General features: G+C 49.1%; 13 protein-coding genes and 1 tRNA gene. 5 read left to right on the top strand and 9 right to left on the bottom strand.

The window, feature by feature from the left end; translation table 11 throughout:
* Window positions 1–11: 11 nt before the first annotated feature.
* Entirely contained in the window at window positions 12–710 is a 699-nt protein-coding gene (locus AC3QL0_RS03120) for a hypothetical protein (RefSeq protein WP_493010038.1), read from the top strand.
* A 111-nt stretch (window positions 711–821) separates the two neighbouring features.
* On the opposite strand, the gene glnQ is transcribed toward AC3QL0_RS03120, so the two are convergent.
* From glnQ to mnmC, 9 genes are all read right to left on the bottom strand, one after another.
* Window positions 822–1,550: a glutamine ABC transporter ATP-binding protein GlnQ gene (gene glnQ / locus AC3QL0_RS03115; RefSeq protein WP_493010037.1), complete on the bottom strand. Its 729-nt coding sequence runs from the start codon at window positions 1,548–1,550 to the stop codon at window positions 822–824.
* A 19-nt stretch (window positions 1,551–1,569) separates the two neighbouring features.
* Complete coding sequence (gene glnP, locus AC3QL0_RS03110) at window positions 1,570–2,256, bottom strand: glutamine ABC transporter permease GlnP (protein WP_493010036.1); 687 nt, start codon at window positions 2,254–2,256, stop codon at window positions 1,570–1,572.
* Window positions 2,257–2,368: 112 nt separating this feature from the next.
* On the bottom strand, window positions 2,369–3,115 hold the full coding sequence (glnH, locus tag AC3QL0_RS03105; protein ID WP_493010035.1) for a glutamine ABC transporter substrate-binding protein GlnH: 747 nt from the start codon (window positions 3,113–3,115) through the stop codon (window positions 2,369–2,371).
* A gap of 239 nt (window positions 3,116–3,354) precedes the next feature.
* Window positions 3,355–4,143, bottom strand: coding sequence for a MetQ/NlpA family ABC transporter substrate-binding protein (locus AC3QL0_RS03100; RefSeq protein WP_493010034.1), 789 nt, complete (start codon window positions 4,141–4,143; stop codon window positions 3,355–3,357).
* Window positions 4,144–4,172: 29 nt separating this feature from the next.
* On the bottom strand, window positions 4,173–4,838 hold the full coding sequence (locus AC3QL0_RS03095) for a methionine ABC transporter permease (RefSeq protein ID WP_135865161.1): 666 nt from the start codon (window positions 4,836–4,838) through the stop codon (window positions 4,173–4,175).
* Window positions 4,835–5,845: a methionine ABC transporter ATP-binding protein gene (locus AC3QL0_RS03090; protein ID WP_493010033.1), complete on the bottom strand. Its 1,011-nt coding sequence runs from the start codon at window positions 5,843–5,845 to the stop codon at window positions 4,835–4,837. Before AC3QL0_RS03090 ends, AC3QL0_RS03095 begins: the two co-directional genes overlap by 4 nt.
* Before the next feature lie 704 nt (window positions 5,846–6,549).
* Window positions 6,550–6,625 (bottom strand) — tRNA-Lys (locus tag AC3QL0_RS03085).
* 518 nt (window positions 6,626–7,143) lie between these two features.
* Complete coding sequence (locus AC3QL0_RS03080) at window positions 7,144–9,357, bottom strand: glycoside hydrolase family 31 protein (protein WP_493010032.1); 2,214 nt, start codon at window positions 9,355–9,357, stop codon at window positions 7,144–7,146.
* Between the two features lie 115 nt (window positions 9,358–9,472).
* Complete coding sequence (gene mnmC, locus AC3QL0_RS03075; RefSeq protein ID WP_493010031.1) at window positions 9,473–11,320, bottom strand: bifunctional tRNA (5-methylaminomethyl-2-thiouridine)(34)-methyltransferase MnmC2/FAD-dependent 5-carboxymethylaminomethyl-2-thiouridine(34) oxidoreductase MnmC1; 1,848 nt, start codon at window positions 11,318–11,320, stop codon at window positions 9,473–9,475.
* Window positions 11,321–11,378: 58 nt separating this feature from the next.
* Between mnmC and AC3QL0_RS03070 the strand changes: the two genes are divergently transcribed.
* From AC3QL0_RS03070 to mgtE, 4 genes are all read left to right on the top strand, one after another.
* Window positions 11,379–12,239, top strand: coding sequence for an inositol monophosphatase family protein (locus tag AC3QL0_RS03070; protein ID WP_493010030.1), 861 nt, complete (start codon window positions 11,379–11,381; stop codon window positions 12,237–12,239).
* A 68-nt stretch (window positions 12,240–12,307) separates the two neighbouring features.
* Entirely contained in the window at window positions 12,308–13,501 is a 1,194-nt protein-coding gene (locus tag AC3QL0_RS03065) for a M20 aminoacylase family protein (protein WP_493010029.1), read from the top strand.
* Window positions 13,502–13,650: 149 nt separating this feature from the next.
* On the top strand, window positions 13,651–13,992 hold the full coding sequence (locus AC3QL0_RS03060) for an acyl-CoA thioesterase (RefSeq protein ID WP_242683718.1): 342 nt from the start codon (window positions 13,651–13,653) through the stop codon (window positions 13,990–13,992).
* Between the two features lie 11 nt (window positions 13,993–14,003).
* The gene (gene mgtE, locus AC3QL0_RS03055; protein ID WP_493010028.1) at window positions 14,004–15,473 is read left to right on the top strand and encodes a magnesium transporter; all 1,470 of its coding nucleotides are present in this window, start codon (window positions 14,004–14,006) and stop codon (window positions 15,471–15,473) included.
* Window positions 15,474–15,516: the final 43 nt, after the last annotated feature.

Below are 15,516 nucleotides of genomic sequence, written 5' to 3'. Positions count from 1 at the left end.
CTTCTCAGTCCATGCTCGGTTCCAAACGCCCCGTATTCAGACCTACCGCCTACGATTACTCCCGCAGAAAACGCCGCATTCCTCGTTGGTTGGTACTTATGCTAACCGGCGTGATTATCGGTGCTGGTGGACTATTATTCATTCAAACCAGCTATGGCCCTACTCGCCTGACAGTAGAGCAATCCGAACAGCTGCACTTTGACTTAAATAGTGCCAATGCTGAAAATCAGCGTTTGCAATCGCAACTGGGACAAACCACTCGCGAACTGGAAGAAATCCAAACGCGTCTCAAATCCCAGCAAGGCTCTCTGGATAACCATGACCAGATCGTAGATGCGCTGAAGAAAGACATTGATCTGTTTGCCGATGCCATGCCTGCCGACCCACGTGGTACATCCCCAGGTATACGCTCCGCATCGTTCAGCACCAGCGATGGCAAGCTGAACTACAACATTTTGCTGATGCAAGATAAAGATCAAGCCGACCAAACCTTTACGGGTGAAATGCATTTCAACATCCAAGGTCGCTACCCGAACGGTCGCACTGGCTACATTGATTTGGAACCCATCGAAGTTTCTGTAGGCCGTTACGCTCACCTTATTGGTGACGTTACCCTGCCTGATGGTGTAAGCCCACGCCAAATCACTATTCAAATTTTTGAGCCTGGCAACAAACGCGCCAAGGCTATGCGCATCATCAATATCCGCTGATAGCACACTCTCATGCATAATAAAAAAGGGCCTTTTACAGGCCCTTTTTTGTTGAGATCCTACCCCACATCGCGTTGTGACAACAAAGATGACACAACGCGATGTTTCTCCTTACGCCACGTGCTGCAAGAAGTCTTGCAAGCGTTTGCTAGGCGGGTTACTTAATAGCTCCTCAGGGTTTCCATCATGAGCGATTTTCCCCTGATCAATAAATATTAAACGGCTACCCACTTTACGAGCAAACTCCATTTCGTGTGTCACCACGATCATGGTCATGCCCTCTTCGGCCAAATCCTGCATCACTTTCAGCACCTCAAAACGCAACTCAGGATCCAACGCCGAAGTAGGCTCATCAAACAACATCAGCTTGGGACGTATAGCCAAGGCCCTAGCAATGGCCACACGCTGCTGCTGCCCACCCGATAACTCACTAGGGTAATGATTCATACGCTCAGCCAGCCCCACCTTAGCCAAAAGCTCCTCTGCTTGTTTCTTGGCCTCTGCTTTAGCCGCACCACGCGTGTGTACAGGACCAAACATCACGTTCTCTAACGCTGTTAATTGTGGGAATAGGTTGAACTGCTGAAACACCATACCAGCTTCTCGGCGCAGTGCTCGCACTTGCGCTGGACGGTCTAGAACACTTAACCCATCTACAACGATGTCGCCCTCATCAATACCCTCCAAGGCATTAATGCAGCGTAGCAGTGTAGATTTACCCGAGCCAGATGGCCCCACAATCACCACCACTTCGCCAGGCACTATTTCGAGATCCACACCGTTTAATACTGTGTTATCACCAAAGCGTTTGATGACCTGCTTGAACTCTACGATTTTCATCTTTTGCTCTCCTGCTCCATCACACCACACGCAAGCGACGTTCAACCGTACGCAAGATCAACGCAATAATCCCTGTCAAAATCAGGTAGATAATAGCCACCGCCCCCCAAATCTCTACAGATCTGAAGTTTCCTGCGATGATTTCCTGCCCTTGACGAGTAAGCTCTGCCACACCAATCACAATAAACAGTGATGAGTCTTTAAGGCTGATGATGCACTGGTTGCCCATAGCAGGAATCATGCGACGCCATGCTACTGGCGCAATAATGTAAATCAGGATTTTATGGAAAGGCAGACCCATTGCTTCACCCGCCTCTTGTAATCCTTTAGGCACAGACTGCAAGGCACCACGCACAATTTCAGCAATATAAGCACCAGAATTTACCATCAAGGTGAAAATCGCCGCTGACTCGCCATCAATGCGCATACCTGCTAATAATGGCAAGGCGAAATAAATAAACATCACTTGCACTACGATGGGAGTGCCACGAATGAGTAGTACATACGCCTTAGCGATCATCGCCAGTATTTGTATAGGTAACGTGGACAGCTTTATAGGCCCTTTTACATAGGTAGTAATCACCCCTGTCAAAAAACCCAGCACTGAGCCTCCTACCAGCCCCAGCACCGTAATATAAAGTGTCATCTTGGTGCCTTCCCATAAGCTGGGCAAAGCATTCCAAATTACAGACCATTCAAATGTCACCGTTACACCTACTTAGTGTGTCGTTACCGTCAGTACAAACCGTAACGTGATAAACAAAGAGCGGCCCTGATCTAGCTGGCCGCTCTGGAGTTGCAATGCTGTCACCTAAGATTTACTCAGGCTGTTTGCCAAACCATTTTTCGTAAATGACATCGTAGGTGCCATTAGCTTTGATAGCAGCCAAAGCCTCATTCACGACCGGTACCAGCTCGCTACCTTTAGGGAAAGCAATACCGTAAAAGTCACCACTTTTCACCGCACCAGTTACTTTGACATGGCCTTTGCCGCCTGTTTGTGCGTAGTACTGGACGTTAGGCGTATCGTGCACCACAGCATCTACACGACCAGTAGCCAGTTCCAAGAAGGCATTATCAATATTTGGGAACAGCTTCAGTTTGGCGCCTGGTACTTCACGGTTCAGATAGTCCACCGTCGCTGTACCAATTTTCACGGCCACTTGCTTGCCATCTAAGTCTGCTGCACTTTGAATGCCATCGGTATCTTCACGTACCAAGATAGCTAAACCGCTTTCATAGTAAGGGTCTGAGAAATCAATTACCTGCTTGCGATCATCTCTAATGGTGATACCAGCGAGCGCCACGTCTACGTTACGTGTTTGCAGGCCTGGAATAATGCCGTTGAAATCCATAGGCTGCAGCTTGTATTCCAAACCAGCTTGTTTAGCTACGGCATCCCATAGATCAATATCGAACCCCGTATATTTGCCATCTTGCTTGAACTCAAATGGTACAAACGCTGTGTCTGTCGCCATGATCAACTCTTTGCCTTGTGCTTGCGCACCCAATGGCAATGCCATCAGTGCTGCAGCAGCCAGCCATGCTTTGATAGTGTGCTTCATGATTGCTTGACTCCTACTAGGGGGATATAAGTATCTGGCATGCATAACGCCAAACTTCACTACACCGTAGCGCAATTGGATAAATCGCTGCTACAAAGAGTATAACTATAGTAATAAAAGCCCCCTCTTTTGTATGGAGAATAACCCGCATCTTTGATGGGCATCACACTACTTAGCTTTTGGGCATAAAAAAAGCGGTGCATCGCTGCACCGCTTTCTTACAAAATTGTTTCTACATATTAAAATGCAGGAACAATGGCACCTTTATATTGCTCTTGAATAAAGGCACGAGTTTCTTCGCTATTCAATGCTTGAATCAGCTTTTTTACAGCCTCTTTTTCTTCATTGCCAGCCTTCACAGCAACCAAGTTTGCGTAAGGCGATTCGGCACCCTCAATAAACAATGCATCTTCCAATGGATTCAAATCTGCTTCCAATGCATAGTTAGTATTAATTAGAGCCATATCCACATCAGGCAATATGCGTGGTAATGTGGCGGCTTCAATTTCTTTGAATTTTAATTTCTTAGGGTTTTCCTCAATATCTCTGGAAGTAGCCAAAATATTGCTAGGATCTTTTAATGTAATCAGCCCTTGCTGCTGCAATAACAGTAAAGCACGAGCACCATTAGACGGGTCATTAGGCAATGCAATCAATGCACCTTCCTTTAACTCATCCAATGTTTTGATTTTTTTGGAATACGCACCAAACGGCTCTACGTGTACCAAACCTACAGAAACCAGGTTGATATTGTGTTCACTGTTAAAGGTATCCAAATAAGGCTTGTGCTGGAAGAAATTGGCATCAATAGCACCATCCCACACCTGTTGGTTAGGCTGTACATAGTCTGTGAATACTTTGATATCCAATTCCACACCCTCTTTTGCTAATTGCGGAGCCACAAACTCCAACAATTCAGCATGAGGAACTGGCGTAGCGGCTACGCTCAGTTTTTCAGCATTTGCCAACGATGCACCCAGCCCCAACGCTGTTACCAATGCACTTGCCACCAATTTTTTCAGCAACATAAAAGCTCCTTGAAAGAAATTCAATAGGGTTAAGCGATGCGCTTATTCATACGCGCTACCAACTTATCTCCCCACACCTGCATTAACTGCACCAACACCACCAAGATAATGACCGTCACCGCCATCACATCCGTTTGATAACGTTGATAACCAAAACGTAGCGCCAAGTCACCTAGGCCACCACCACCAATCACCCCTGACATAGCGGAGTAACCCACCAACATAATGGCGGTCACTACTATAGCCGCTACCACGCCGGTTTTTGCCTCTGGAAGCAATGCCATCACCACAGTCTCACGTGAGTTTGCCCCCATAGCACGACTCGCTTCCAACACACCAGGGTCTAGCTCTTTCAACACGTTTTCTACCAGTCGTGCGAAAAACGGTGCTGCACTAGCAACCAGCGGAGGAATAGAGCCCGCTACCCCTAATGATGTACCTGCCAACACCCGCGTGAGCGGAATCATCACAATCAGCAGAATCAAAAATGGCACTGAGCGCAGAATATTCACCACCAACGACAAGCCCTGATACACCCCATTGTTTTGCATCATTTGCTTAGGACTGGTTAGAAACAGCAGCACCCCCAGCGGCAAACCAATAATAACGGTGAACACCAACGATGCCCCTGTCATTAACAGCGTATCCAGCGTTGCCTCTGCCAGCAACGGCCAATCTAAATTAGACCAGTTCATGCTCGCAGCTCCTCGTATTGCACACCCAAACTATCCAACATGCTTCCTAATTGCTGTTGCTGTGCGGCCTGCCCTTCTACCGCCACCACCAACTGCCCGTACGGCACGCCTTTAATACGGCTCACTGCCCCCTGCAAAATACTGATATCCAAACTCAGGTCGCGGCTAACTCTACTAATAAGAGGCTGCACGGTAGCATCGCCTTTAAAGCTCAAACGCATAACTCTACCGCTTACACCTTGGCCCATAGAGCGCCAGCCATCCGTATCATTACCGCTTTCCGCCAAGAGACTTTGGGTAGCGGCATGTTGTGGGTGCAAGAATACATCCAGCACATCACCGCTTTCTACCACCTCTCCAGCTTCAATAACCGCCACCCTATCGCACACCTGCCGTATCACATCCATGCTGTGCGTAATCAATACAATAGTTAAACCCAAAGACTGATTAATTTCTAATAACAAACGCAAAATAGATTGCGTCGTTTCTGGGTCCAATGCCGATGTCGCCTCATCACACAACAACAGTTCAGGTTGATTAGCTAACGCTCGTGCAATCCCTACTCGCTGTTGCTGGCCACCTGACAACTGTCTAGGATATTTATGAGCATGCTGCTCCAACCCAACCAGCTGCAACACTTCCTTTGCTCTGGCATGCTGTTGCGCTTTATTTAATCCCGCCAATTTCAATGGGAAGCACACATTCTCTAAGATAGAACGTGATTGCAACAAGTTGAAATGCTGAAACACCATGCCTATTTTTTGGCGAATGGGTCGCAGTTGTTGCTCAGTTAATGAAGAAATACATTGCCCTTGAAAGCTCACTGAGCCATTTGTAGGGCGCTCTAACATATTCAATAGACGAATTAGGGTGCTTTTGCCTGCACCACTACGTCCGATAATACCAAACACCTCGCCGCGTCGAATATGCAGATTAATGTCATGCAATGCGATCACTTCTTTATTGGCGCTGGTATAGCGTTTCTCTATTTTCTCTAACCTAATCACAACGTGCTAGCCACCAAATAAAAACACATTGAATGCAGATAGCCTTTTGGCAATTCCATTCAGTGTGTTGTATTAATCTACCATAGTGTTTGTATTCAAAATCATTTTACTTATAACTAAAAAAACTAGTAAATAAGCACCAAAATGACGTAAATAAACAGTTAAATTACTTAAACTGAAATTATTGACACTAGTTTCAAAATACAAACAAATCTCAACTTAGTATGCAAATCATTTCAATTTTGCATAATTAGGTTAAGATAGCTTAGCGTTTTGCTTGTAATACCGCCCATTAACCCGTTATGTGAGATTAATATGCAAGCTATAGTTACACGCGCACTTTGCGACCATTGTCTAGATTTGCCGGTAGCTGTTCCTGGCACTCATCCCCATGCCTTCATGAAAAACGGAGAAAGCTATGTGGAACGACACAATGCAAAGTGGGAGGGCCCTTTCCATTGTTCTGTATGTCAAACCATCTGGCTTCACCGTAAGAATCAGTGGGGGGGCTGCGAAGGATTCAGACTAAACCCCTAAAGCACATATAACTATAAAGATTCATCTATTTGTTTGTTACAAGCCAAACTTAGAGGTTTTTCTCAAAACTCAAAAAACAGGCAAAAAAAAAGCCCCTTTTCAGGGGCTTATTTTCAGCTACTTTCGTAGCGAAGTAAATCAAATTTGGTTTACTTCATGAATTCGACTGGTGGGTCGTGCGCGACTCGAACGCGCGACCAACGGATTAAAAGTCCGCTGCTCTACCAACTGAGCTAACGACCCGCCGAAGAATTAAATTATGCCCCAGCTGTACTAGTGCGTCAAGCACTTTCTACGAATATTTCTTAAAAATATGCTTTTTTTTACGAAACACTGAAAAAAGTCCATTTTTACTGTTTGCATATACAGCAAAATATAATAATCACGTTATCGCGAAAAAAAACAGTCGTCACTCACAAGCATGCTAAATCTAGAAATCGAACCTCACGTGAACACTATCTGACACCATATTCCGACTGTAACCACAATGTAAGCTGTCACCTAACTTACGTTTAGCTTCTAAATGTTTAGGATGTTGCACATGCGACGGAGCATTTGCAGCTCTTTTGTCGTCACCTAGGCAAGCCTTATGCATGCAAATATCCATAGTGGGCGCTCAGGCCGAAACAACAACCGATGAATAACTAGGTAACCTGTCCCCCGCCCTATCTCATCACACACCATAAAAAATGCCCCACTGATTGGATAACCAACCAGTGGGGCATTTTTTCTATAGTGCTATAGAGATCTATTGTAGGTAGTTATCGTGCACGCGAAATACGTACTTCTGCACCACGACGTTTCACCTCTAGACCTTCTGCCGGCAGAATCTTCAAACCTTCCAGCCCTTTGATATAGCTAGAACCCTGCATCTGCATGACACGAATCTTGTTACGCATCACTTCAGGGCTGTGTTCAGGCATACCAAACATCCATACCTCTTCCAGCAATCTAGCCGAGTTGAACTCACTGGTGTTTTTTACCTCAGGCCCTAAGCACAGCATATGACCTTCACGACCAAACACCGGCAATCTATCTAAGCCCGCAGTGACCGTCCAGGTGGTACCACCTTCGTAACGCCAACCAGTACTCAAATCCCACCATGCGCTGCCAGCAGGCAAATACACTTCGAGTTCTTCGCCAGGTTGCAAGAATGGGGCCACCAGCAAAGCAGAGCCCAACATATATTGCGTGTCCCATTGCTGCGCAATAGGATCGTCAGGAAACTCCAATGCCATAGAGCGCTGTACAGGCAAACCACACCGTACAGATTCTTCGATAATACCTAATACATAAGGCACTAAGCGATAGCGCCAGCGCAGCCAGTGCTGAACCAACTCTTGGGTTTTCTCATCGAATGCTGAAGGCAGTAATGCAGGAATTGCTTGGAAACAGAAGTTGGCAGAAAACACGCCCATCGCCAACCAGCGCACATACAGTTCTGCGCTCATGGAGTCGGTAGGCTGCTCTGCATTACCCAACTTATGCAATTGAGCGGTCACACCACTGTTACCCAATGCCAATGCGGAACGCAAAGAGCGCTCCATACCTTCCCAATCATTACTCACATCTGGGCCCAACTGCATGCTGTAACGCTGCACACCGGGGAACAGATTAGTGCTCCAAATCACACCTTCTTGTGGTGTTTTATGGCCAGCAAAAGCCTCAAACAATGCCTGACGTACCAGAATCGGATATACCGTACGCAGCAAAGCACCTGACTCACCACCACGTGCAGTAATGCTATCGGGAATGTTGTAGCTCACTGTGCATACCGGCGCCCCCAATCCTTCATCGTAGTTTTGACGCTGGCGCTCCACCCACATTTTGAATACATCTTTATGGGTCAGGTCCAGTAAACCAAAGGGTTTGCCTGCACTGTTTTCATCACCTTCAAACTGGTACGCCGCACCTGTATCGTCATCAATCAACAACCAGCCGCGATCTTCCCACTCTTCAAACAACGGTGTATCGGCAATCACACCTGGGAAAGTATGCGCTGCCAATTGCACGCCAGATTTTTCTATCTTCGCGCTTAAATCACGACCATCTTGTACGCGTGTTTCATCCCATACAAACAGGGGACGGTCAGGCATAAAACCATATAGCGCAGGCGCAGCAGCCATCACACCATCTAGGCCCACACCGGTGTCGCCCAGCGTAGTCGCTAAGTTCAGAGTGTCTTCAATGGACTGTCCTGCCGCTTGCTGCAACCACACGCCCATAGGCCATACACCGGGCTGACCAGCACGTCCGGTTAGCGCAGTATATTGGTTCAAAATTTCTGTAGGAACACCGGCAAACAAGAAGATATCTAACACGGGAGCCGATGCACGCACGTTATAGCGACCATCTTGCTCTACAGCCACGTCATGCTCGACGCGCTCTAATGTGTTCACATAGACGCCCCAGCCTTTGGTGCTCCACAGCAATGGCAATACACGATGCTCTGGCAAATCGGACAACAGTTGCTGGCCGTCACGGCTCAAGCTTTCTTGGCTATCGCCCAAACCATACAACACATCATCAGCCTGCAATGCAAATGCGGCATTCCAGCCTTGCTGCTCGTCTTTTTCGTCTTGCCACACACCCGATGCAGCCAGTTGCAGCAACAGCTCGTCGCCCTTGTAGAGCGCAAAAGAAAATGGATTAGGCTTCAGCACCAGCGCGTACTCGCCCTGCTCTAAACGCCAGCCACCTTCTTGCGCTACAGTTTCTTGGGAAAATTCACCTACGGCATCTTCCCGCACTAATAGCATTTCGGCCTGCTGCTGCGCACGCAGGCTGACCTTTTCTGGCTGTATATGTTTGAGGCCACCAAAACGCAGCCTAAATACGCCGGGGGAATGCGCTTCCACACGCAGGATTTGATCTGTCTGTTCAGCCTGAAAATCCGCTACAGACGGTTTATTGGCAAGGTTACTTTGAAGATTAAACAATTGCGTCACGTCAGCAAGGTGAGTGTTGGACGACACAGCACGATCCTCGGGCACTGCCCAACAAGGGAATAAAGTGTCTATTTTGACGTATTTTTGCTACAAAACCAAATCTAAAAGCAAAAACACCTAAATTTCGTTCATAAAGTTTCTATTATCGCAGACCCAGCGCTCGGGATAAATCCCTCTCTAGCAATCGCGGCTCATTATTCCACGCTGCGGCCAAATCTTCCGCCAAAATAGCGCTCCATGCAAAGCCGTTTGAGCCCAAACCAGAAATAATCGCGAGATTCTGATCGCTGCCCGCATATAAAGGCAAATGATCTTTGAGCGCCGCCCTATAACCAGCCCAGCCACCCTGTATAGAAGCGGATGCCAACCACGATTCCCAGCGCTGCAAGGTTTCTCGTATTTCTTGATGACCTTGTTCCGTTACCTGTGCTGGCTCGCCATTTGCGCCATAGGTACTACCTGCCGTGCACACACCCTCTACCTCAGGTAATAAATAGCCTTCCCCTGCCACTATATATGTAGGCGTCTTAGCCATTTCTGAGGCCACAAAGTAACTGACCTGCCCCGGCAACTGCTCCATCTCTTCTATATAAGGATAGGCTTTATTGGCTCGCACACTTTCTGGCAATAACGCAGATACAGCGCCCGCCACACACAACACAATAGCATCTGCATGAAGAGTTTCTGTCTCGGCATGCTCTGTGTCTAATATGGCACGCCAAGCAGTCTCTAATGCCTCTATTCTCAGGACTTTGGTAGGTAGCAAACTAATGTTGGTGTGTGTAAACAGTCGCTCAATCAACTTATCAGGCTGCACTCGCATCGCTCTAGGGAAGTACAGCCCTCCATGCGCGACGTCGCCCCCTAAGCGTTGAGACATAGCCGCCACACCTAAATACTGCACCCAAGTATCTGGAAAGCCCAACGCCTCTACCGCTTTGCAGCCTGCCTTATCTTCCTCAGCATCCACTGCTACTCGCACTGTTCCTAAGGGCAAACAATCTGTTGCCTCAGCACGTTGCCACTGTCGCTCAGCCACCAACATACCGGCACGGCTTAATCGCATACGCGGCGCATCATCCACACTAAGCAATGGCGTCATAGCGATGGCCTTATGCCCCAAGTGTGATGCTCCAGTGCCACCTTTCAGTACAGGGTCCACTACGGTGACGCGTATGTCTCGGCGCGCCAATGCAGCGGCTGTTGCTGCACCCGCTATCCCTGCCCCTATAACCACTACATGCTTAGGCGTAGCACTAGGCTGTCGCCCTAATTTCTCGCGCAACACGCCGCGTATCATTTCGCGCTTATGTGCAAACCCCGGTACTTTTTCTATCAGGAAACCAGCATCTTGCAGATCCCGGCGTACCTGACCTGCACTACACCAACTCGCCATAGTCGCCCCTTTGGCCGACAAACGCACTAGTTGACCAAATAGCCGTCGCGACCACATCTGGGGATTTAAACGTGGTGCAAAGCCGTCCAAAAAAAACGCGTCAATTTGCGCATCCACCAACTTGGCTTTTTGTTCTATATCGCCAAACACCAGTGTCAGTGTTACACGCTCGTTTTCAAAATACAGTCTATGTATGCCCGGTAATAAATCTGGCCACTGCGCCAAAAGCTGCCGCACCAGTGGCTGTAGTTCGGGGCTGGTGTGTTCATGCATGCGTGCTAAATCATCATGCTGGAACGGGTGCGCCTCAAATGAGACAAAGTGCAAACGCTGGCTACGATCAGCATCCTGCAACCAACTCAACCATGTCACTAAAAAGTTGTTACCCAGCCCAAAGCCAGTCTCACAAATACTAAAGTGTGGTCGACCTTGCCAACGCTCAGGCAGCCCATTGCCTGCTAAAAACACATGCTGTGTTTGCGCCAGTGCGCCTGCCGTAGAATGGTACACATCACCATATTGCAAGCTCTGTGCTATCCCCTTCTGATTGAAAGAAGGTGTAGCCGGCTGTAGTTTTTGAAATCCGCCCGTCATGTTAATACGTTTTAATACACAATAAATACATGAAACAAACATAGGTTAACGTCTAGCTATGCTCTCTTCTACACGCCTTCCCCTCAGCGACGCGCTTGCTACAGCGGTCAGCGCCGCACATGCAGCAGCCAGCATTTTACAGGCCCACGCTGCACACCGTGATCGTTTGGTTATTGATACCAAAGCCAAGAACGACTTGGTATCCCAAGCCGATAGAGATGCGGAAATGGCCGCATTGGAAATTCTACGTGAGCAAACGCCAGAGTTTGGCATTGTGGCAGAAGAAAGCGGCGGTGACAGCAAAGGGCTTGCCACATGGTACATAGACCCACTAGATGGCACCACTAACTTCTTACACGGCATTCCTCACTATGCGGTGTCTATCGCGTTGATTGCACACCCCGGTTGTATCGTTGCTGGCGACACCCCAGTTACTTGCGACACACCTGTGATCGCTGTAGTGTACGACCCCAACCGTGAAGAACTCTTTACTGCCATGTACGGCACAGGCGCCTGGTTAAACCAACAACGCCTACGCTGCACAGACACTGACAATCTGGATAACGCGCTGCTGGCTACCGGTTTTCCATTCCGCGATTTCAGCTTTGCCGATCATTATCTACCTACGCTAGAAACTGGCATTCGCCGCACACGTGGCATTCGCCGCAACGGTGCCGCCGCACTGGATTTAGCATGGGTAGCATGCGGTCGTTTTGATGGGTACTGGGAAATGGGCTTAGCGCCTTGGGACGTCGCCGCAGGCACCTTAATCGTGCGTGAAGCTGGTGGCATTTGCCAAGACATTTTCCAGCAGCAACCTTGGCCCTCTACTGGGCATGTCGTTGCCAGCAACGCCCCGCTACACAACGCTTTGCAAGAAATGATTCAACCGTGTTTAGGGTACACACCACAGCGTTAAACAGGGCGAAAAGCCACTAGGCATGCTACCCTATGGGGTTCACAGATTTACTCTTAAAAGGCTTTGTCATGAATCTGCTTGACCCCATTGTTGCCTGGCAAGACGACATCACAGCCATTCGGCGCGACTTGCATGCTCATCCTGAGCTGGCCTACGAAGAACACCGCACGGCAGACACCGTAGCGCACTGGCTAACAGAATGGGGAATAGACATACACAGAGGCCTAGCAGGCACTGGGGTAGTAGGTATCATCAAAGGAACCCTAGGCCCCGGTCCTAGCATTGGTCTGCGCGCCGATATGGATGCGCTACCTGTGCTCGAGCAGAACGACTTTGCCCACGCCAGCCGCCATGACGGCAAAATGCATGCTTGCGGTCATGATGGCCACACTGCCATGCTGCTCTCCGCTGCACGCTACTTAGCCTCGCATCGTGAATTCACCGGTACCGTCTATGTAATTTTCCAACCTGCAGAAGAAGGCTTTGCAGGCGCACGAAAAATGATAGAAGAAGGCTTATTCACCCGTTTCCCTATGGATGCGGTATTTGGCATGCACAACTGGCCCGGCCTACCCGCTGGCGAGTTTGCTGTACACCCAGGTGCTGTGATGGCATCGAGCAACTCCTTCAGTATTCAGATTGACGGTAAAGGCGCTCACGGTGGCATGCCACACTTGGGCGTAGACCCTATTACAGCAGCCGCTCAATTAGTGATGAGCCTGCAAACCATTGTCAGCCGCATCATAGACCCGCTGGACCCCGCTGTACTCAGCGTCACACAAATTCATGCAGGTTCTGCTGACAACGTCATCCCTACCTCAGCTGTATTGCGCGGTACGGTACGCACCCTCAGCAATGAAGCGCTGGATACCATCGAAACACGCATGCGCGAAATCATCGAGCAGAGCTGCGCGGCCATGGGCTGCCAAAGCACGTTTGAGTTCGATAGACGCTATCCCCCCACCATCAATCACGCCAAAGAAAGCGCTATTTCTGCCGACGTGATTCGTAAGATGGCTGGCGACAATGCGCTGCACCAAGATCTTCCCCCATCCATGGGTGCAGAAGACTTTGCATTCATGCTGCAAGAGCGTCCTGGTAGCTATATCTGGATTGGTAATGGTCAAGGCGATCACCGAATTTCTGGTCACGGTTTAGGCCCCTGTATGCTGCACAACGACAGCTACGATTTCAACGATGAAATCCTCAGCGTCGGTGCTAGCTACTGGGTTCGTTTAGCCGAACATTACCTTAAACCCTAACCCCCATTAACAAATGTTTCACGGCAATAAATTGCCCAGCCGTTACAATACAGGCTCTACGTATGCAGGAGAGAATCATCGTGCCCAAAGCCTCCCAACCCTGTAGCTTGCCCCCAGATGACAAGCATGCCATCTTGCGTGTGGTGCCCATGCCATCCGACGCCAACATGTATGGCGACGTTTTTGGTGGTTGGATTATGTCGCAAGTGGATATCGCTGGTTCTATCTTGGCTGCTCGACGCGCCAATGGTCGCGTGGCGACCGTTGCGGTCAACGCATTTACCTTTACACAACCGGTATTTGTGGGCGACCTACTTAGCTTTTACGTAGACATTATCAAAACTGGCCGTACCTCCATTACTGTGTCGGTAGAGGTGTACGCAGAACGCCAACGCCTACAACATGAAGTCGTCAAAGTAACGGAAGCTACATTGACTTATGTTGCTACTGATACAAACCGCCGCAGCCGCGAACTTCCCCCTCTAGACTGAAGGTATTGCCTATGACTGGATCTGTTCATGAGCGCACCAGTCCTGCCGTCCGCCGACTTGAGCCGGAGGACGCGCAACTTGCTCTACAAAAACTACAATCCGTATTAAAACGCCAAGAAGTTGTAGAAACTTTGGCGCAGCGTCAACACGAAGGCTCAGACCGTGAAGACCTACTTGCTAACCTGACACATCGCAGGCACGAGCAAGAAATACGCAGCATCATCAATAATCTGCACCCTGCCGATATTGCGTTCATTCTGGAATCCTTGCCAGAAAACGAGCGTCAAGTCGTGTGGCAACAAGTTAGCGACGAGTACGACGCTGACGTGCTGCTGGAAATTGAAGACTGGGCGCGTGAATCTCTGATCAAAACCATGGAGCCAGCTGACCTGATTGCAGCTGCCGCTAACATGGATGCCGACGAGATCGCGGATCTGGCCCCTGACCTGCCCCCCGAAGTTATTGCTGAGGTGCAGAAAGGCCTGACCGAATCTGAGCGTGCACAATTGCTAGAAGCCATGGGCTACCCCGAAGACAGCGTGGGTGCGATCATGGACTTCGACATGGTGCGCGTGCGTGAAGACGTGAGCTTAGAAGTAGTATTGCGCTATTTGCGTCGTCTGCAAGAGCTGCCTGACCATACTGACCAGATTTTCGTGGTGAATCGCGACGACCGTCTGTTAGGTACATTGTCTCTAACACGTATGCTGGTGTCCGACCCAGAAACGCTAGTGTCTGATGTTATGGCTGCTGATTACCTTAGTCTGCACCCGCTAGACTCTGATGCTGATGCCGCTAACGCGTTTGAACGTTATGACTTGGTGTCTGCTCCGGTAGTAGACGATTACGGCCGCCTGATTGGGCGCGTGACCATTGACGAGGTAGTTGACGTTCTGCAAGAAGACTCTCAAGAACAAGAGTTATCACGTGCCGGTTTGCAAGAAGAAGATATTTTTGCTCCTGCTCTCAGTGCGCTACGTAACCGTGCCCCTTGGTTGCTGATCAACCTGTGTACGGCAGCTACAGCATCGTTCGTGGCCTCTCGCTTCGAGGATACCGTTAGTCATATCGTGATTTTGGCGTTCCTGATGTCTATCGTCGCGGGTATTGGCGGTAACTCCGGCAACCAGACCATGACCATGATTATTCGTGCCATGGCCACAGGCCGTATCACGGGTTCTAACATCTGGCCACTGGTCAAACGCGAGCTGATGGTGACCTTCATGGTAGGGGCCTGCGGTAGTTTGGTCACTGCCGTATTCGCGTGGTTTATCTCAGGTTCTGTCGCCATTGCTGCTGTGATGATGGCCGCCATGATCGGCAACATGCTGATTGGTGCCGCTCTAGGCGTATTGATCCCTACCCTGCGTAGCCGTTTTGGCAAAGACCCTGCTGTGGGTTCTTCTGTATTGCTGACTTTTGGTACAGACTCACTAGGCTTTTTCCTATTCCTAGGGTTGGCAACGCTGTTCCTGCTGTAAGCGCCTAGACCTACAACAAACGCCTTTCAATTTTTGGTGAGTG

The organism is Paenalcaligenes sp. GW821-LYS-B07-1 (genome assembly GCF_058803365.1).
The sequence above is the reverse complement of the archived record's forward strand: the minus strand, read 5'-3'. Positions and strand labels throughout refer to the sequence as shown.